The 18,288-nt window shown below is 67.2% G+C and carries 17 protein-coding genes; 5 read left to right on the top strand and 12 right to left on the bottom strand.

Annotated features, from left to right (window positions below; all coding sequences use genetic code 11):
* Nucleotide 1: 1 nt before the first annotated feature.
* The 5 genes from ybeY to hrcA form a co-directional block, all read right to left on the bottom strand.
* The gene (gene ybeY, locus M3C25_RS00775; protein ID WP_102160360.1) at nucleotides 2–481 is read right to left on the bottom strand and encodes an rRNA maturation RNase YbeY; all 480 of its coding nucleotides are present in this window, start codon (nucleotides 479–481) and stop codon (nucleotides 2–4) included.
* A gap of 1 nt (nucleotide 482) precedes the next feature.
* Nucleotides 483–1,451: a PhoH family protein gene (locus M3C25_RS00770; protein ID WP_102160361.1), complete on the bottom strand. Its 969-nt coding sequence runs from the start codon at nucleotides 1,449–1,451 to the stop codon at nucleotides 483–485.
* A 156-nt stretch (nucleotides 1,452–1,607) separates the two neighbouring features.
* Nucleotides 1,608–2,375: a 16S rRNA (uracil(1498)-N(3))-methyltransferase gene (locus M3C25_RS00765; protein ID WP_259854569.1), complete on the bottom strand. Its 768-nt coding sequence runs from the start codon at nucleotides 2,373–2,375 to the stop codon at nucleotides 1,608–1,610.
* Nucleotides 2,372–3,490, bottom strand: a complete 1,119-nt coding sequence (gene dnaJ / locus M3C25_RS00760) for a molecular chaperone DnaJ (protein ID WP_259798023.1) — start codon at nucleotides 3,488–3,490, stop codon at nucleotides 2,372–2,374. Before dnaJ ends, M3C25_RS00765 begins: the two co-directional genes overlap by 4 nt.
* A 63-nt stretch (nucleotides 3,491–3,553) precedes the next feature.
* Nucleotides 3,554–4,564, bottom strand: a complete 1,011-nt coding sequence (gene hrcA / locus M3C25_RS00755) for a heat-inducible transcriptional repressor HrcA (RefSeq protein WP_259854568.1) — start codon at nucleotides 4,562–4,564, stop codon at nucleotides 3,554–3,556.
* Nucleotides 4,565–4,717: 153 nt separating this feature from the next.
* Here hrcA and M3C25_RS00750 point away from each other — a divergent pair, with 153 nt between their 5' ends.
* Nucleotides 4,718–5,596, top strand: coding sequence for a DUF3097 domain-containing protein (locus M3C25_RS00750; RefSeq protein ID WP_259798027.1), 879 nt, complete (start codon nucleotides 4,718–4,720; stop codon nucleotides 5,594–5,596).
* Between the two features lie 137 nt (nucleotides 5,597–5,733).
* A complete protein-coding gene (locus M3C25_RS00745; protein ID WP_102160369.1) occupies nucleotides 5,734–6,372 on the top strand; it encodes a DUF4870 domain-containing protein in 639 nt (212 codons plus the stop codon).
* Nucleotides 6,373–6,420: 48 nt separating this feature from the next.
* On the opposite strand, the gene hemW is transcribed toward M3C25_RS00745, so the two are convergent.
* Nucleotides 6,421–7,650, bottom strand: coding sequence for a radical SAM family heme chaperone HemW (gene hemW, locus M3C25_RS00740; RefSeq protein ID WP_259854565.1), 1,230 nt, complete (start codon nucleotides 7,648–7,650; stop codon nucleotides 6,421–6,423).
* A gap of 1 nt (nucleotide 7,651) precedes the next feature.
* Nucleotides 7,652–9,514, bottom strand: a complete 1,863-nt coding sequence (lepA, locus tag M3C25_RS00735) for a translation elongation factor 4 (protein ID WP_259854561.1) — start codon at nucleotides 9,512–9,514, stop codon at nucleotides 7,652–7,654.
* A 108-nt stretch (nucleotides 9,515–9,622) separates the two neighbouring features.
* Here lepA and M3C25_RS00730 point away from each other — a divergent pair, with 108 nt between their 5' ends.
* From M3C25_RS00730 to rpsT, 3 genes are all read left to right on the top strand, one after another.
* Nucleotides 9,623–10,417: an endonuclease/exonuclease/phosphatase family protein gene (locus tag M3C25_RS00730; RefSeq protein ID WP_102160373.1), complete on the top strand. Its 795-nt coding sequence runs from the start codon at nucleotides 9,623–9,625 to the stop codon at nucleotides 10,415–10,417.
* A 50-nt stretch (nucleotides 10,418–10,467) separates the two neighbouring features.
* Nucleotides 10,468–11,190: a type II toxin-antitoxin system PemK/MazF family toxin gene (locus M3C25_RS00725; protein ID WP_102160374.1), complete on the top strand. Its 723-nt coding sequence runs from the start codon at nucleotides 10,468–10,470 to the stop codon at nucleotides 11,188–11,190.
* Nucleotides 11,191–11,362: 172 nt separating this feature from the next.
* Nucleotides 11,363–11,623, top strand: a complete 261-nt coding sequence (gene rpsT, locus M3C25_RS00720; protein WP_102160376.1) for a 30S ribosomal protein S20 — start codon at nucleotides 11,363–11,365, stop codon at nucleotides 11,621–11,623.
* A gap of 102 nt (nucleotides 11,624–11,725) precedes the next feature.
* On the opposite strand, the gene holA is transcribed toward rpsT, so the two are convergent.
* The 5 genes from holA to M3C25_RS00695 all read right to left on the bottom strand — a co-directional run bounded on the left by holA (nucleotide 11,726) and on the right by M3C25_RS00695 (nucleotide 18,210).
* The gene (holA, locus tag M3C25_RS00715) at nucleotides 11,726–12,715 is read right to left on the bottom strand and encodes a DNA polymerase III subunit delta (protein WP_102160378.1); all 990 of its coding nucleotides are present in this window, start codon (nucleotides 12,713–12,715) and stop codon (nucleotides 11,726–11,728) included.
* A gap of 4 nt (nucleotides 12,716–12,719) precedes the next feature.
* Nucleotides 12,720–14,933, bottom strand: a complete 2,214-nt coding sequence (locus M3C25_RS00710; RefSeq protein ID WP_180964677.1) for a ComEC/Rec2 family competence protein — start codon at nucleotides 14,931–14,933, stop codon at nucleotides 12,720–12,722.
* A gap of 71 nt (nucleotides 14,934–15,004) precedes the next feature.
* Nucleotides 15,005–15,898: a ComEA family DNA-binding protein gene (locus M3C25_RS00705; RefSeq protein ID WP_102160383.1), complete on the bottom strand. Its 894-nt coding sequence runs from the start codon at nucleotides 15,896–15,898 to the stop codon at nucleotides 15,005–15,007.
* 102 nt (nucleotides 15,899–16,000) lie between these two features.
* Complete coding sequence (locus M3C25_RS00700) at nucleotides 16,001–16,903, bottom strand: DegV family protein (RefSeq protein ID WP_259854558.1); 903 nt, start codon at nucleotides 16,901–16,903, stop codon at nucleotides 16,001–16,003.
* A complete protein-coding gene (locus tag M3C25_RS00695; RefSeq protein ID WP_259798043.1) occupies nucleotides 16,900–18,210 on the bottom strand; it encodes a UDP-glucose dehydrogenase family protein in 1,311 nt (436 codons plus the stop codon). The genes M3C25_RS00700 and M3C25_RS00695 overlap by 4 nt, the downstream gene beginning before the upstream one ends.
* Nucleotides 18,211–18,288: the final 78 nt, after the last annotated feature.

Genomic DNA, 18,288 nt, shown 5'->3' with positions numbered 1-18,288 from the left:
TTCAGTCCTCAGTCGGCTCGGGGATCGTCGTGCGGCCGGGCTCGCGCTCGGCGAACCAGGTCAGCAGCAGGTGGCGCTGCAGGCCGAACATCTCTTCCTTCTCCTCGGGCTCGTGGTGGTCATAGCCCATGAGGTGCAGCAGGCCGTGAGCCGTGAGCAGCAGGATCTCATCACTGAGCGAATGCCCGGCGGCTGCGGCCTGTTCGGCGGCCACGCCGGGGCAGATGACGATGTCGCCGAGCATCCCGGCTTCGTCCTGGCCGGGCTTGAGCTCGTCCATCGGGAAGGACATGACGTCGGTCGGGCCGTCGAGGTTCATCCAGCGCAGGTGCAGCTCGGTCATCGCCGCCTCGTCGATGAACCGGATGAACACCTCGGCGGCGGGGTTGATGTGCATGCGCTCAAGCACATGCTCAGCCAGTGCGACGACCTCCGGCAGGTCGATCTCGGCTGGGGTCTCGTTGCCGATGTCGATGGCCATCTCAGCGTCCCTTCTGGCTCGCGGGACCGGCTTCGCGCCCGGACCACAGGTCGTAGGCGTCGACGATCGCCGAGACGAGGTCGTGGCGGACGACGTCCTTGCTCGTCAGGCGGCAGAACTGGATGTCGTCGACGTGGCCAAGGATGTCCTGGGCGAGGACGAGTCCGCTGCGTGCGGCACCGGGCAGGTCGACCTGGCTGGTGTCGCCGGTGACGACCATCCGTGAGCCGAAGCCCAGCCGGGTGAGGAACATCTTCATCTGCTCGAACGTCGTGTTCTGCGCTTCGTCGAGGATGATGAAGGAGTCGTTGAGCGTGCGGCCGCGCATATAGGCCAGCGGGGCGACCTCGATGGTGCCGGAGTCGAGCAGCATCTTGATCCGGTCGGGTTCGATCATGTCGTGCAGCGCGTCATAGAGCGGACGGACGTACGGGTCGATCTTCTCGTCGAGGGTGCCGGGCAGGAACCCGAGGTTCTCCCCTGCCTCGACGGCGGGCCGGGTGAGGATGATCCGCGAGACGGCCTTGTTCTGCAGCGCGTTGACCGCCATCGCCATCGCCAGGTAGGTCTTGCCGGTGCCGGCCGGGCCGAGGCCGAAGGTGATGGTGTGCGAGCGGATCGCTGCGACGTACTGGTGCTGGCCGTAGGTCTTGGGGCGCACGGTGCGCCCGCGGGAGGACAGGATGTTCTCGCTGAGCACGCGGGCTGGGCTGCCGGCTTCGGGCTCCATCGTGTGCACCCGGCGCACCGCATCGGGTTCGATGATGTGCCCGGCGGCGACGAGCGCTTTGAGTTCGCCGATCGTCGTCACGAGCGAGCCGACGGCGGCTTCCGGGCCGGAGAGCGTCATCTCGTGCTGCCGACAGTGGATGTCGACCTCCGGGGCGAGTGCCTCAAGGGTGCGCAGGTTGACCTCGGCGGGCCCGAACAGGGCGACGGGGTCGATGTTCTCCGGGATCGACAGGTGCACGCGGGTGTGCGCCGTCTCGGCCTCGCGCGTGTCTTCGGGTGCCGGTGTGTTCTGGGGCTCCAGCTCAGGTCCTCTTCTCAGGTTGTGTTCAGCGGTGTTCTCGCGTGCGGATTCTCATGGGCAACTCTAGCGCGTCGGTGCCCGGCCCGCCTGGGCTCACCAGCGGCTGAGGGCGGCCTGGCACAGTCCGAGGGCGACCGGCCCGGCTGTCGAGGCGCGCAGCACGCTGGCACCGAGCAGGGCTGTCTGCGCACCGGCTGCGGTGAGTGCGGCGATCTCAGGATCGGAGATCCCGCCTTCGGGACCGACGACGAGCACGAGCCGCTCGATGCCGCCCGGTGCGGCCGTCAGGCTGTCGGCCAGCTCGCGCAGCTGTGCGGTGAGCGGCTGGCTGGCGGTCTCGTGCAGCACGAAGACCGCATCGGCATCCGTGAACGTGTCAGCCAGTCCGGTGCCGCGGGCGAGTTCGCTGATGGCAGGCACGAACGCGCGGCGGGACTGTTCGGCGGCCGCCACCGAGGTGTGGCGCCACTTGGCGATCGACTTGCCGGCTTTGGCTGCCGGCCACTTGACGATCGAGCGCTGCGCCTCCCATGGGACGACGGCGTCGACGCCGACCTCGACGGCCGCTTCGACGGCGGCGAGGTCGCGGCCGGACTTCGCCAGGGCCTGCACGAGCACGAGCTGCGGGTTGGCCGGTGGATCGACCTGGACGGCCGTGACGGCGATGCGCAGGTCATTGCGTTCAGCGGTCGTGATGGTGCCGGTGATGCGCAGGCCGGCGCCGTCGCTGAGCTGCAGCTCCTCGCCCGCCTGCATCCGGCGGACGGTGACGACGTGATGAGCCACCGCCGCAGGTGCGATGACCTCACCGTGCTCGCCGGGGTGGGTGATGTCCGGGTCGATGAAGACCGGCAGGGTCATCGCCCGGCGAACCTCTCGCGGAACCGGCGGAAGGCGCTGCGCTCATCGGCCTTGCCGACGGTGGCCTCCGGCTGGGTCTCATCGCGCAGCCGGGCGAGCTCTTCGAGCAGCTCGGTCTGCTTGGCGTCGAGCTTCTTCGGGGTGGCGACGTTGATCGTGACGATGAGGTCGCCGCGGCTCTGGTGGCGCAGCCGCTTGGCACCGAGGCCGGCGAGCTTCTGGGTGGTGCCCGACTGGGTGCCGGCGGGGATCTCGATGTCCTGGGCACCGTCGAAGGTGTCGAGCTTGACCGTCGCGCCGAGGGCGGCGGCGGTCATCGGCACCTCGATGGTGCAGCGCAGGTTGTCGCCGTCGCGTTCGAAGGAGGCGTGCTCTGCGACGGTGACCTCGATGAACAGGTCTCCGGGAGGCCCCCCGCCGGGTCCGACCTCGCCGCGGCCGGCGAGCTGGATGCGGGTGCCGGTCGACACGCCGGCTGGGATCCGGAAGCTCAGGGTGCGTTCGACGCGCACGCGTCCGTCGCCGTGGCAGGAGGTGCACGGGTCGGTGATGCGGGTGCCGTAGCCGCCGCAGTTGTTGCAGGTCTGGTTGGTGACCATCTGCCCGAGCAGGGTGCGGGTCATCTGCTGGACCGAGCCGGTGCCGTGGCACAGTGAGCAGGTCTCGACCGAGGTGCCGGGCCGGGTGCCGTCTCCCTGGCAGGTCTCGCACACCTCGGCGGTGGCGATGTCGATCTCCTCGGTGCCGCCGAAGACTGCGGTCTCCAAGTCGATCTCGATGCCGATGAGCGCATCCTTGCCGCGGCGCTTGCGCGAGGCCGGCTGCTGGGGCGATCCGCCCATGCCGCCGCCGAAGAACGTCTCGAACAGGTCGGAGAACCCGCCGAAGTTCGCTCCGCCGAAGCCCTGGCCGTATTCGGAGCCGCCCATGTCGTAGTTGCGGCGCTTCTCCGGGTCTGAGAGCACCTCGTAGGCGACCGCGACCTGCTTGAACTCGTCTTCCCGGCCGGGGTTGACGTCGGGGTGGAGTTCGCGCGCCAGCTTGCGGTAGGCCTTCTTGATGTCCGCCGTCGAGGCGTCCTTCGGCACGCCGAGGGTTTCATAGTGGTTGGTCACGTTCGTCCTTTGATCGATGAGGCGATTCGCGGATCGGTTGTCTGTTGCGGGCGTGTGGGCCGGTCAGTCGTTGAGAATGACCGAGACGTACTTCGCCACAGCTCGCACTGCGGCCATCGTCGTCGGATAGTCCATGCGGGTCGGGCCGAGCACCGCCAGGCTGGCCGCAGAATCCTGCGCCCCGTAGCTGGTGGCCACGACCGAGGTCGAGGAGAAGGACTCGACGGTGTTCTCGCTGCCGATGCGCACGCTGACCTCGTCGGTCTCGGCTGCGATCGAGGTGAGCAGCTTGAGCAGCACGACCTGCTCCTCGAAGGCTTCGAGGAGTGGGCCGATGTGGGCGCCGAGCTCGCGGGCGGAGCGGGCGAGGTTGGCGGTGCCGGCCATGACGAGGCGGTCCTGGCGGCCGACCTGGCTGAGGTCGGCCAGGGCGGTGGCCACGGCGTGGGCGGCTCGCTGGTGCTCTGGTGGCACCTCGATGCGCTCACAGGCCTGCTTGACGGCGTCCATCGGCACGTTGTGCACGGCGGCGCGGATGCGGTCGCGGAGGCTGGCGACCTCCTCGTCGGTCAGTTCGCTGCCGGCGTCGATGAGGCGCTGTTCGACCTGCCCGGCGTCGCTGATGAGCACGACGAGCAGGCGGTGGGCGGCGATCGAGACGAGTTCGATGTGGCGCACCTTCGTCTGCCGGGCGATCGGGTACTGCACGACGGCGACCTGCTGGGTCAGTCCGGCCAGCAGCCGGACGGTGCGCTCGAGCATCTCGTCGATGTCGAGTGGCTCTTCGAGGATCCGGGCGATCGCCCGCTTCTCGGCTACCGAGAGCGGCTTGACCTCGTCGATGCGGTCGACGAAGCGCCGGTAGCCCTTGTCGGTGGGCACGCGCCCGGCCGAGGTGTGGGGCTGGGCGATGAGCCCTTCGCTTTCGAGCGCGGCCATGTCGTTGCGGATGGTCGCTGGGGACACGCCGAGCTGGTGGCGTTCGACGAGCGCCTTCGAGCCGACCGGCTCGTTCGTGGCGACGTAGTCTTCGACGATGGCGCGCAGCACGCGCGTCCGGCGGTCATCGTTCACGTGGCCTCGACCTCCTCCTCACTCGTGTCCGGCCCGCATGCCCGCACGCACGCGGGCTGGCACTCAGTCAATGCGAGTGCCAATCAAGTGTACGCCTCGCCGATGGTCTGCCCAAACAGGGCCACACCGGGTGGGCGCAATTACCCTTGTCGTGTGACTTTCTACGATCCCTACGGAGCCGATGTGCTCGCCGGCTCCTCCCCGCGCGCCCACCGCCGTCCCCGCTCAGCTGAGGTGCCCGCCCAGCGCGGCCTCGTCGTCGAGGACGTCGAGACCGGGTATGTCGGGGCGATCACCGGGGTGGAGAAGACCTCTGCCGGCTGGGTCATGCGCTTGGAGGACCGCCACGGCCGCACCCGCCTCGCGCCCTTGGGACCGGGATACTGGGTCGACGGCAAACCGGTGACGATCACCCGCCCGCAGGCCAGCCGCCCGGCTGCCCCGGCGCGCACCGCCTCGGGATCGGTGGCCAGGACCGACCAGCGGGCACGGGTGGCCCGCGGCTCGCGCATCTGGGTGGAGGGCAAGCACGACGCTGAGCTGGTGGAGAAGATCTGGGGTGATGACCTGCGCGGCGAGGGCGTCGTCGTCGAACCGCTCGGCGGCCTCGACGTGCTGGCTGACAAGCTCGCCGAGTTCGGACCCGACCGGAAGCATCGCGTCGGGGTGCTCGCCGATCACCTCGTGGCCGGCACCAAGGAATCCCGCATCGCCGAGGCGGTGCTCGCCGATGAGCGCTTCGCCGGGGTCGTGCACATCATCGGCCACCCCTATATCGACATCTGGCAGGCGGTGAAGCCGGCCGTCGTCGGGATTCCGGTGTGGCCGCAGGTCCCGCGCGGGGAGGACTTCAAGGTCGGCACGCTGCGCCGGCTCGGCTGGCCGGCCCGCGATCAGCGCGATATCGCTCTGGGCTGGCAGCGGATCCTGCGCTCGGTGAGGACGATCGCCGATGTCGAGCCGACGCTGTCGGGCCGGGTCGAGGAGCTCATCGACTTCGTCACCGTCGACCACCTCTACGGGCAGGTGTGAGCGGCCACGGCACCTGTGTCAGACTGTTGCCGCATCCGCGCGCCGTTCCGATGTGCCAGGACTGCATCATCGCGCCGTGACGGCACGCGCGCACCTCGACTACCGTAGAGCGCAGAACACTCTCTGAAAGGACAGCCATGAGCTCCGAATACAATCCCCAGGGCGGCTACGGCTCGCAGCCGGCCGGCCAGCCCGGCTACGGCTCGCAGCCCGGCGGCCATCCTGGTCCCGGTTCCCAGCCCGGCGGCTACCAGCAGCCTGGCGGCTACAGCGGACAGCCGGGCGCCTATGGTCAGCCGGGTCCTCAGCAGCAGCGCCCGACGGCCCCGAACGGCCAGCCGATCGGCGGTTCGACTCTGGCTGGCGTACCGCTGCGCGGCCCCCACCCAGAAGGCGCCTACCAGCAGGGGTCGGCAGGCTACTGGCACGCCGATCCTGACGAACGGCAGATGGCGATGTGGAACGGCGTCGGCATCCTGCTGCTCGGCTGGCTCATGCCGCTCATCATCTTCGTCATCTACAAGGACCGCAGCGCTTTCGTCCGCGAACACGCACGGCAGATGCTGAATACGAATATCTCCTACACGCTCTACCTCATCGGCCTCGGGATTGTCTTCTTCATCATCACGATCGTGACACTCGGTTTCGGAGCGATCATCTACGTTCTGTACTTCGTCCCGGTGATCGCGCTGTATGTGTTCGCGATCATCTCTGCCGTGCGCGGCAACAACGGTGAGGGCTACCGTGCGCCGCTCACCATCGACATGGTCAAGTGACCAGCACGAGCTCGTGATTCTGTGAGGCCGGTCCCGCTGGGGCCGGCCTCACAGCGTTTCGGTGATCCGGCGGACCATGAGGTCGCACAGCAGCCGGCCCTGCAGCGTCGGGCTGAAGATCCCGCGTTCGAAGGCGCCGGCCTCCAGCAGCCCGGCGCGTGCGAACTCGGCAGCCTCGACCTGGCCGGCAGCCGGCAGGCTCGCGATCGGCAGGCCCTCGCGCAGCCGGGCGGTGAGCATGATCCGCTCCAGTTCCTGCACCTCGTCATCGAGGATCTCCCGGCCGATGACCGGGCTATGCCCGGCGCGCAGCCGGTCGGCCCAGGCACGCGGATGCTTGGCATTCCACATCCGCACCCCGCCGAGGTGGGAGTGGGCTCCGGGTCCGAATCCCCACCAGTCGTCGCCGTGCCAGTAGGCGAGGTTGTGCCGGCAGCGGGTGTCTGGACCGGTTGAGTAGTTGCTCACCTCGTACCACTGGTAGCCGGCGGCACCGAGCAGCTGGTCGGCGAGTTCGTACTTGTCAGCGGCATCGTCGTCAGAGGGCATCGGCAGCTGCCCGCGCCGGATCTGGGCAGCCATCTTCGTGCCGTCTTCGATGATGAGCGAGTAGGCCGAGACGTGATCAGGTGCGCAGGCGATCGCCTGTTCGAGGGAGACGTGCCAGTCATCGAGGCTCTCCCCCGGTGTGCCGTAGATGAGGTCGAGGCTGACCTGCAGGCCGGCTTCTTTCGCCCATTCGACGACCTGCGGGATCCGCGCGGCGTCGTGCGTGCGGTCCAAGGTGGCCAGCACCTCGGGAACGGCCGACTGCATGCCAAGAGACACCCGCGTGAATCCAGCCGCTGCCAGAGTCGCAAGGTAGTCCGGGCTCAGCGTGTCAGGGTTCGCCTCGGTCGTGATCTCCGCATCAGCGGCGAACCGGAAGCGCTCCTGCACGTCTGTCAGCACCCCGGCCAGCACGTCTGCTGGCAGCAGGGTCGGGGTGCCGCCGCCGAAGAAGACCGTGGAGACCTCCCGGTCGGGAAAGCCCGCTCGGTCCATAGATGCCCGGACGAAGTCGAGCTCAGCGGCGAGCATCGGGCGGTAGTCGCTGCGCGAGGCGCCGGGTCCGAGCTCGTCGGCGGTGTAGGTGTTGAAGTCGCAGTACCCGCAGCGCACCCGGCAGTACGGGACGTGGATATAGAGGCTCAGGCCGCGCTCGGCGGCACCGACGACTGCGCTGGCCGGCAGGCTGCCGTCCAGCGGTACCGGTTCGCCCGCAGGCTGGGCGGGCATATCAGTTCTTCTTCGCCCCGTCGCCGTCGGAGGACAGTGCGGCGATGAAGGCATCCTGGGGCACCTCGACGGTGCCGACCATCTTCATGCGCTTCTTGCCTTCCTTCTGCTTCTCCAGCAGCTTGCGCTTACGGCTGATGTCACCGCCGTAGCACTTGGAGAGCACGTCCTTGCGGATCGCCCGGATCGTCTCACGGGCGATGATCCGCGAACCGATCGCGGCCTGGACGGGCACCTCGAACTGCTGGCGCGGGATGAGCTCCTTGAGCTTCGAGGCCATCTTCACGCCGTAGCTGTACGCCTCATCGCGGTGGACGATCGCCGAGAACGCATCGACGGTGTCGCCGTGCAGCAGGATGTCGACCTTGACGAGGTTGGCGGCCTGCTGGCCGTCGGGCTCGTAGTCGAGAGATGCATAGCCCTTGGTGCGGGACTTGAGCTGGTCGAAGAAGTCGAAGACGATCTCGCCGAGGGGGATCCGGTAGCGCAGCTCGACGCGATCCTCGGACAGGTAGTCCATGCCGTTCATCTGCCCGCGCTTGGCCTGGCACAGCTCCATGACCGGGCCGACGAAGTCGCTGGGGGTCAGCACGGTGGCGCGCACCATCGGCTCGTGCACTTCGGCGATCTTGCCCTCGGGGTACTCCGAGGGATTCGTCACGGTGTGTTCGGAACCGTCTTCCATCCGCACCTCGTAGACGACCGACGGGGCGGTCGAGATGAGGTCGAGGTCGAATTCGCGTTCGAGGCGCTCGCGCACGATCTCCAGGTGCAGCAGGCCGAGGAACCCGCAGCGGAACCCGAAGCCGAGTGCCGCGGAGGTCTCCGGTTCATAGGTGAGTGCGGCGTCGTTGAGCTTGAGCTTGTCGAGTGCCTCACGCAGATCCGGGTACTGGGATCCGTCGATCGGGAACAGCCCGGAGAACACCATCGGCTTGGGGTCCTGGTAGCCGGCCAGCGGCTCGGTTGCGGCATTGTGGGCGGTGGTGACGGTGTCGCCGACGCGGGACTGCCGGACATCCTTGACGCCGGTGATGAGGTAGCCGACCTCGCCTGCCCGCAGGCCCTTCGACGGGTGCGGCTCCGGTGACGATACGCCGATCTCCAGGAGCTCGTGGGTGGCGTGGGTGGAGATCATCTCGATCTTGTCGCGCGGGCGCAGGCTGCCGTCGACGACGCGGACGTAGGTGACGACTCCGCGGTAGGTGTCGTAGACGGAGTCGAAGATCATCGCTCGGGCTGGGCCGTCCGGGTCGCCTTCCGGGGCGGGGATGTCGGTGATGATGCGGTCGAGGACCTCTTCGACGCCCTCGCCGGTCTTGCCGGAGACGAGCAGGCAGTCCTCGGGTTCGCAGCCGATGAGCCCGGCGAGCTCGTCGGCGTACTTGTCCGGCTGGGCGGCCGGCAGGTCGATCTTGTTGAGCACCGGGATGATCGTGAGGTCGTTTTCCATCGCCAGGTACAGGTTCGCCAGGGTCTGGGCTTCGATGCCCTGGGCGGCGTCGACAAGCAGCAGTGCGCCTTCGCAGGCGGCCAGCGAGCGCGACACCTCGTAGGTGAAGTCGACGTGGCCCGGCGTGTCGATCATGTTGAGGGCGTAGGGTGCGCCGTCGGCCTCCCACGGCATGCGCACGGCCTGGGATTTGATGGTGATGCCGCGTTCGCGTTCGATGTCCATCCGGTCGAGGTACTGGGCGCGCATATCGCGCGGCTGCACTACCCCGGTGATCTGGAGCATCCGGTCGGCCAGTGTCGATTTGCCGTGATCGATGTGGGCGATGATGCAGAAGTTGCGAATGAGCTCCTGCGGGGTCGCCGCTACCTGGATGCGTGCTGCGGCGTCATCACTGACCTGTGGTGCCATGAACGTCGACGTCCCTTTCGTATACGAGCGAACCTCTATTGTTCCATGACCGTGTGCCTGGCACCGAACTGGCATCAGGCGGTGGTGGCCGGTTCGTAGAATGAGGCCATGCTTCTCCGTCCACGCGATGCTGACCAGCTTTCCGTCATGTCCTTCAACCTGCGCTATCCGGCCCTCGACGGGCAGCCGTGGCGCAGGCGACTGCCGCAGGCGGCAGCGGTCATCCGGCAGGAACGCCCGCACCTCATCGGCACCCAGGAGGGGATGCTGCGCCAGCTCACCGGGCTCATCGATGCGCTGCCGGATCACTACCAGTGGCTCGGTGAGGGTCGCGAAGGCGGGGATGCCGGCGAGTTCACCGCAGTAATCTACGATTCGCGCCGCCTGGAGATCACCCACCAGGAGGTGTCATGGCTGTCCGAGCGTCCGCATGTGCCAGGTTCGAAGTCATGGGGTGCTCGTTATCCGCGCACGATGACCGTCGTGGATGCCGTCGACACCCGCACGCGCGCTCCGCTGCGGTTCATCAACGTGCACCTTGACCATCGGTCCGATCACGCCCAGGTCAACTCCGCAGCCCTCATCCTGGAGAAGATTCGGGAAGCGGGAACCGAATCGGTGCTCATCGGTGACTTCAACGCCTATAAGGACCGGGCCGTCTACCGCACGCTCATGGATTCCGGGCTGCTGACCGATGCGGTGGTCTCCTGCCCGTCGGAGACGTGCGAGATCAATACGTTCCACGGCTACCGAGGCCCGCGCCGCGACGGGCAGCACATGGACTGGATCCTGCACACGGCAGGTCTGCGCACCTGCGCAACCGGCGTCAACATCTTTGGCCGCGGTGTGCAGTACCCCTCCGATCATTTTCCGCTTCAGGCGCTGATCGAGCACTGCGGGTGAAGTGCTGCAGCCCGCCTGTCGATGAGACACGAGTTCGCTAGGCTGTGAGCATGGATTTCAAGGGACTCGCCCGCCGGGCCGTCAACCGCGGAGTGCGCGGCGGCGTCGGCTTCGTCAGCCGCAAACTGGCCGATCCGCGCACGCGCCAGGCGATCGGTGACGTCATCGGCGGTAAGGAACCGGCCACCGTGCTGCGGGAGTACCGCGATTCAGGCCGAGCCGAACGCACTGAGCGAGCCCGCCGGGAACGCGAGCAGGCGCCTCGGGAGCGGAAGACGAAGGGTGCTGACCCGCGCAGCGAGTACGCTCCTGCCACGAAAGCAGGCCGACAGCGTCCCAAGCAGAGCTTCCCGCGACGGCCCTCCGGCGGGTACCCCGGTGACTACACCGGCCCGATCCGCCCGATCTACACCCCGGATCTCGACGGGGAAGCCGATCCGGGTGAGATCGTGTGGGCGTGGGTGCCCTATGAGGAGGACCATTCCAAGGGCAAGGACCGTCCGGTGCTCATCATCGGCCGGGAGGGCCGGTGGCTGCTCGGGCTCATGCTCACAAGCAAGGACAACATCCCCGGTTCGGTCGGCGAGGTCCATGTGACCGAGCACGCCCGCTACATCAACATCGGCACCGGTGATTGGGACGTGGAGCACCGGCCCTCGGAGATCCGTCTCGACCGGATCGTGCGGATCGAAGACGGTGCGGTGCGCCGGGAGGGCGCGATCATGCCGATGGGGCTGTTCTCCCGCGTCGTCGACGAAGTGCGAAACGCCTAGTGCTCGTGTAGAATCGGTCGCTGTATGTTCACCGTTGGTGTGTGTCTCACCAGTGGTCGGGTGAATGTACACTCGCGGCTCTGGCAGTCTCTGTGTTTCCCCGCAGTGCTGTGGCGAGCAGTGAGTAGCCCTCACGACCATGAACAGTGACGAACACGAAAGAGTGTTGGATTTGGCAAACATCAAGTCTCAGATCAAGCGGAACCTGACGAACGAGAAGGCTCGCCAGCGCAACCGCATTGTGCGCACCGAGGTGAAGACCGCTGTGCGCGCCGTGCGCGAGCAGGTCGAGGCCGGCAACGCTGAAGAAGCGCAGGCCGCCTTCCAGAAGGCTTCCCGCAAGCTGGACAAGGCTGTGTCGAAGGGTGTGCTGCACCGTAACAACGCGGCCAACCGCAAGTCGAAGCTTGCCAAGAAGGTTAACGCGCTCTGATGCGCTGACCGCACTGGCTGAGGGCCGGGGATCCGATTCGGATCCCTGGCCCTCATTCGTGTGCCCAGGCGTCGGCTGCTCCCCTGCCGGAGTCTGCCCGGTTCAGCGCACCTTCGACTGCTGGCAGATGAAGGTCACGAGCCGCTCGAGCGCGTAGACCGGATCACGGCCACCGCCCTTGACGGCATAGTCTGCTTCAGCGACTTCGATGAGGACGCGTCCGAGTGCGACGTCGTTCCAGGAGCGCATCTCGCGCCTGGCCCGATCGACCTGCCAGGGGGCCATCTTCAGCTCAGACGCCAGCTGCTGCGGGCTGCCGGAGATCCCTTCGACACGAGCCATGTTGCGCACCTTCATCGCGATCGCTGCGACCAGCGGAACCGGGTCTGTGCCGGTGGCCAGGGCGTGGCGCAGCAGGGTGAGCGCTTCGGATGTCCGGCCTGAGACGGCGGCATCGGCGACTTTGAACCCGGTCGCTTCGACTCGGCCCCCGTAGTAGGCGTCAACCGTCTGCTCGGTGATCGGCCCTTCAGTATCGGCCAGCAGCTGTTCGATGCCGGCATTGAGTTCGGAGAGGTCGGCTCCGAGTGCGTCCATGAGCGCGGCGAGCGCACCGGAGGAGATCTCGCGTTTGGCAGCGGCGAACTGCTGTTGGGCGAACGCCTGCTTGTCGCTGTCGCTCTTGAGCGCCTGCGCATCGACGCGCGGATAACCGGCCTTCTCGATGGCTGTCAGCAGCTTTGAACCGCGGTTGCCTCCGGAGTGCTTGAGCACGAGAACGGCGTCTTCGTTGACCTTTTTGACGTAGTCGAGGGCATCGGCGAGAAAGGCGTCGTTCATCTGCGCGACGCCGTCGACGATGACGAGCTTGCGTTCGGAGAACAGGCTGGCACCGGCCACGAGGTCGAGGGAACCGGGTTCGTATCCGGCTGCATCGAGGTAGGAGGTCTCCAGATCCGCGGACTTCTGGCAGGCGGCGACGATACGATCCTGGGCCTTGCGGATGAGCACTGCCTCAGGCCCGGAGATCACCACGACCGGGGCGGGTTTGGCCCGGTTGTACGGGATGAGGGTCTTCTTCTTCGCTGCCACGCCTCTACCCTAGTACGAAGCCCGGACAGCCTGAGCTGACCTGTCTGTGTGCGTCGATGACGATCGAACCGCATTCGTCGGTGCGCAGCACCGGACTGGTGCCGAAGGCTGCCAGTGCGCGCGTCGTCGGGTGGCCATACCGGTTGTCGGCTCCGACGGAGACCACGCCGAGCTTGGCTCCGGCAGCCTGGAAGTACGCCTCATCCAGGTCGGCGGAACCGTGATGGGGTGCGGCAAGCACGTCGGCTGGCTGCGTCACGGTGGCCAGCCGGCGCTGCTCTTGTGCGCCGATGTCGCCCGGGACGATGACGCTGAATGTGCTGGTCTGTACGTGCACGACAACAGAGCGGCTGTTCTCATCACCGTGCGCGGGTCCGGCGATCGCTGGCGGCCAGAGGATCGTCCAGTGCACGGAGCCGAACTGAAATCGCTGTCCAGCGCTGACCGGAGTGCGCTGGGCCTCCGGGAAAGCGTGGGTGATTCCCTTCAGGCCCGGATCGTGTTCCGTTCCGGCCGGGAAATACACGGACGCGACATCCCGGCCGAAGCCGGTGCCTGCATAGCCCGCGAAGTGATCGGCATCGAAATGGGAGATCAGCAGGTGCACACGCTGGTCACCAGTCTGGTCAAGGCAGATGTCGATGCGATCTTCGTCCTCACCGGCATCGATGACGAGCACGTCGTCGCCGGGCAGGCTGATGAGGGTGGCACTGCCCTGACCGACGTCGCAGAACATCGCGGCCCAGCCGGAGGCGACTGGAATCCGGATACCGGGAACCAGGAGCCCGGCTGCCAGCGCAGCGGCGAGCAGGCCAGCGCCAATCCGGTGGAGGATGCGGTATTCGAGCACGATCAGACAGAGTCCTGCCAGGACGACGCAGCTGAGGCCGATCCCGAGCAGTCCAGCGGGCCACGGCAGCTCTGAGGCTGGCAGGTTGGCGAAGACCCGCGCCAGACGGGCGATCCACCAGGCGCTCCAGTTCGCTGGAGCGACGATGATGCTGCCGAGCCAGGTGCCGCCCGGCAGCAGACTGCAGACGAGCACCATCATGCCGAGCAGCGTGGCGGGTGCGACTGCCGGTGCGGCGAGCGCATTGGCCAGCACCGACCAGGCAGAGATGGTGCCATCAATTCCCAGCAGCACCGGGGTGACACCTGCTTGGGCGCTCAACGGCACTGAGAGCGCTGTTGCCACGACCCGTGGCAGTCCCCAGGATTCGAGGCGGTCGCTCAGCGGCTGGCCGAGGATGATGAGGGCGGCTGTGGCGCTGACGGAGAGGTGGAATCCCACTGAGCCTGACAATCCCGGCTGGTAGACCAGCACGCCGATGATGCCGGCAGCCAGCAGCGCCAGGCTTGCCGTCCGGGTTCCGCGCAGCATTGCCAGTGCTCCGACCATGCCCATGGCTGCAGCGCGTGTCACTGAGGGTTCAGGTCCGACGATGAAGACATAGCCTGCGGTGACGGCCACGGCGAGGATGATGCGCACCACCCGTACCCGCACCACAAAACCGGCCACCCAGAGAACTGCCAACGAGACGATCGTGATGTTGGCACCGGAGACCGCGGTGACATGGCTGAGTGAGACGGTGCGCATCTCCTCGGTCAGGTCATCGCCGACTTGTGAGACGTCGCCGACGACGAGGCCGGGCAGCAACCGAGCTCCGTCGTGCGCGGTTCCAGACGTGTCGGCGAGGAAGCTGCGCATGTGGGCACGCATCTGCCATACGGGTCCTGGCTGTTTGCGGATCTCCGGCCTTCCGCGGATGAAGGCGATGGTCTGGGAGCCGCTGGTCTCAAGCTCTGCCCGCGTAGTCGTCTGGGTGCCTGCGGCTGGCAGCGGAGTGGGACTGAGTGCCGTGGCAGGTCCGAACTGGGTGCGGATCTCTGTGCGATAGCTGCCGGAGTCGGTTGCGTGGGATTCTGCCGCAATGAGGGCTGGGCCGCTGTACAGGGTCGTCTCCGTCGGCTGCGCGAGGCGTGCGGCCCCGATGAGAGCGCAGACCGCCCCGGCGAGCAGTGCGGTGCTCAGCAGCCAACCGGTCAGCTGGGACTGTCCTCTGCCGGTGATGCGCTGACCCATGAGAGCTGCGGCGCTGACGCAGGCGAGACCTAAGCCGATTGTCGCGGTGAGGTCGGCAGGCAGCACACCGGATGCTGCCAGCCACCCGACGGCTGCTGCACTGAGCAGGCGGTGCAGGCCGGCACCATGCAGCACCCATGCTCGGATGTGAGCTCCCGTCCTCGAGAGCAGAGGGCGGTTTCGGCTGCGGCGCTGATGCCCGGTGCTCATCCGACTGTGATGTGCTCGCGCAGCCGCGCCAGTGTGGCATCGCCGATGCCGTGAACGAGCACGAGGTCCTCGACTGACCCGAAGGGCCCGTTCTCCTCGCGATGGGTGATGATGGCCTGGGCGGTGGCTGGGCCGACTCCGGGCAGCGTCTCCAGCTCTGCTGCCTCAGCGTGGTTGATGTTCACTTTTGTGTTCGCCTGCGAACCGGCTTGCCCTGTCCCCGGTCCCGTGCTGGTTGCCTGGCCTGCTCCTTGGTCCCCAGCTTCGTGGCCCTGCCCGGTTGGCAGGCTGCTGCGGTCAGGCACGATGATCTGCTCGCCGTCCTCGACAAGGCGGGCGAGATTCACACCTTCGGGCTGAGCGTCTGAGCTCAGACCGCCCGCAGCCTCGATCGCGTCGACGACCCGGGCTCCTCCCTGGAGCCTCACGACCCCAGGTTCGGCGACGGCGCCGACGACATGGGCGGTGACCTCCTCGGCATCGGCACTCACCTGCACCGGTGCATCAGCAGAGCTGCCCTGCCCAGCACCGGCAGGGCTCTGCGGTTGCGCTGTCTGTGGGTCAGCGGCTGCGCTGGCTTCAGGTGGGTCAGGATTGCGCAGCAGGACGAACCCTGCGATTCCCAACACGGTGATGACAACAATGGCAAGAACAATCCAGCGGCGTGGAATCGGCCGGTTGCCGGGCAGCAGCGCCAGGATCTCAGCATCGTTGGCTGCGTCCTCGTCGAACTCCTCCTCAGCCTGGGTGGCGGTGTCTGGTGGAGGGCTCAGGGGCCAACGGTGGTGGTGCGGGCGGTCCCGGGCAGCGTGGCTGGCGCTGGGTGCCCAGCCGTGCTGTTTGGACCGGGTGAGCATGTCGGCCAGCCGGTCGTCCGGTGATGGAGCCATACGCGCACGGTAAGCGGGAGCCTGCTTTTGCAAGCCGGATGTGTAGCAGGGTGTGGACGCCGCGTGGCATCCACACCACCGGGTGCGCTGGCGAGTGCTGTTCTAGGGAGTGGTCTGGACGACCAGTCCGGTGCTGCCCGGTCCGACGTGGGCGGTCACGACCGTGGAGAGCACTGCCTGGCGGAACTGCGTGCCGTCCGGCAGGTCGGCGTCCCGCACGGCAGCCGCGAGACGGTGGGCAGTGTTTGAGGCTTCGTCGAAGGTAGCCTCGGCGTGGAGCAGGACCACTTCCTGTCCGCGCTCGGGGTAGAGTTCGCTGAATTCGTAGGCTGATTCGGTCACGAGGTTGATGACGCGATCAACGGCCCGTGCCCGGGTGCGTACGCGGGCCAGCGGTGTCACCGTTCCGTCACGCAGGCCCAGCACCGGTGTGATCGACAGGGCTCGGCCGACCAGTGATGATGCGGCTCCGATCCGGCCGCCGCGGCGCAGGTATTCCAATGAGTCGGGCATGAAGAAGGTGCGCGTCTCAGCGAGGCACCAGTCGGTGACTTCGCCTGCCAGGCTCTCAACAGGAACCTCACGCTGGGCACCAGCGACAGCGAGGGCCACCGCACCGGCCATACCGGCCGACGTCAGCTGGGTGTCGACGACGTGCACCGGCACAGGCGCCTCACCTGCGGCCTGCTGTGCGGAGGCGTGCGTGCCCGACAGTTGGGCTGACATCGTCAGCACGAGCACTGCCTCGGCACCGGCTTCGGCCATCTCGGAGATCGCGGTGCTGAATTGCTCGGGGCTGGCCAGCGACGTCGTGACTGCCAGTCCTGATGCCATCCCGGCGCACACCTCGGTGGCAGTCCACTCGTTATCCGCCCGCGAGTCATCCCCAACGGTGACGCTGAGGTCGACGATCGCGAACAGGCCGCCGAGGCGTTCGGAGTACGCCTCAGCGGTGTCCGCGTCGATGTTCGCGGTGGAGTCGCAGATGACCGCCAGAGCTGTCACGGCCGGCCCAGTGCCCGATACGTCCAGCCGGCTGCGCGCCAGGCAACGGGGTCGAGGACGTTGCGGCCGTCGACGATCGCCTGCTGCTTGACGAGCTTGGCGCTCTCAACCGGGTCGAGGCTGCGGTATTCCTGCCACTCGGTCAGCAGCAGCACCGCATCGGCGCCGGTGAGCGCGGTCTCCAAGTCGGTTTCGTATTCGAGGTCAGGGAACATCGCCCGGGCATTGTCGACCGCCTGCGGGTCGGCGACCGTCACGACGGCGCCCTGCAGAGCGATGAGGCCGGCGACAGCCAGTGCCGGGGAGTCGCGGACGTCGTCGGAGTTCGGCTTGAAAGCTGCGCCGAGGATCGTGATGCGCTTGCCGATGAAGGAGCCGTCGACGACCTCGCGGGCAAGGTCGACCATGCGCACGCGGCGGCGCATATTGATCGAGTCGATCTCGCGCAGGAACGCAACGGCCTGGTCGGCGCCGAGTTCACCGGCGCGGGCCATGAAGGCACGGATGTCCTTGGGCAGGCAGCCACCGCCGAAGCCGAGGCCGGCGTTGAGGAACTTGCGTCCGATCCGGTCGTCCATGCCGATCGCATCGGCGAGCTGGGTGACATCAGCTCCGGCAGCCTCGCAGAGCTCGGCCATGGCGTTGATGAAGGAGATCTTCGTGGCCAGGAAGGAGTTCGCGGCGGTCTTGACGAGCTCGGCGGTCGCGTAGTCCATCACCAGACGCGGGGTGCCGGAGTCGACGATCGAGGCGTAGACGTCGTCGAGGATCTCGGTGGCACGTTCACCGGCCTCTCCGTCGGGTACGCCGTAGATCAGCCGGTCGGGTGCCACGGTGTCCTCGACCGCGTGGCCTTCGCGCAGGAACTCCGGATTCCATGCCAGGGCGGCACCGGTGGCCGTGACCTGTTCGGCCAGCCGGGCGGCAGTGCCGACCGGGACGGTGGACTTGCCGACGACGAGGTCGGTGTCGCTCAGGTGCGGCAGCAGGGCTTCGACGGCGGCGTCGACATAAGTCATGTCGGCTGCGAATTCGCTCTTGCGCTGCGGGGTGCCGACGCAGATGAAGTGCACATCAGCGCTGGCCGCCTCGACGATGTCGGTGGTGAAGGCGAGATTGTCACTGGTCTGCGCCCGGTCGAGCAGGTCTTCCAGACCTGGTTCGAAGAAGGGTGCTTCGGCCCGGCGGAGGGAGTCGATCTTGCGTTCGTCGACGTCGATGCCGACGACGTCGTGGCCCAGCGATGCCATGGCCGCGGCGTGAACGGCTCCCAGATATCCACATCCGATCACCGAGATCTTCGCCATCGTGTTGTGTTCCTCACTGCTTGTCGCATCAGCGGTCAGTGAGCTGGCAGGGTGGCCGCCGTGAGTATGCTGAACTGA

This window comes from Brevibacterium luteolum (assembly GCF_025147615.1).
GTDB classification, from domain to species: Bacteria; Actinomycetota; Actinomycetes; order Actinomycetales; family Brevibacteriaceae; genus Brevibacterium; species Brevibacterium luteolum.
This window is presented reverse-complemented; position numbering and strand designations above follow the sequence as displayed.

Coding starts and splice junctions, on each gene's coding strand:
- ybeY (WP_102160360.1), bottom strand. CDS start 481: ATGGCCATCGACATCGGCAACGAGACCCCAGCCGAGATCGACCTGCCG.
- M3C25_RS00765 (WP_259854569.1), bottom strand. CDS start 2,375: ATGACCCTGCCGGTCTTCATCGACCCGGACATCACCCACCCCGGCGAG.
- M3C25_RS00745 (WP_102160369.1), top strand. CDS start 5,734: ATGAGCTCCGAATACAATCCCCAGGGCGGCTACGGCTCGCAGCCGGCC.
- hemW (WP_259854565.1), bottom strand. CDS start 7,650: ATGCCCGCCCAGCCTGCGGGCGAACCGGTACCGCTGGACGGCAGCCTG.
- lepA (WP_259854561.1), bottom strand. CDS start 9,514: ATGGCACCACAGGTCAGTGATGACGCCGCAGCACGCATCCAGGTAGCG.
- M3C25_RS00730 (WP_102160373.1), top strand. CDS start 9,623: ATGCTTCTCCGTCCACGCGATGCTGACCAGCTTTCCGTCATGTCCTTC.
- M3C25_RS00725 (WP_102160374.1), top strand. CDS start 10,468: ATGGATTTCAAGGGACTCGCCCGCCGGGCCGTCAACCGCGGAGTGCGC.
- M3C25_RS00705 (WP_102160383.1), bottom strand. CDS start 15,898: ATGGCTCCATCACCGGACGACCGGCTGGCCGACATGCTCACCCGGTCC.
- M3C25_RS00695 (WP_259798043.1), bottom strand. CDS start 18,210: ATGGCGAAGATCTCGGTGATCGGATGTGGATATCTGGGAGCCGTTCAC.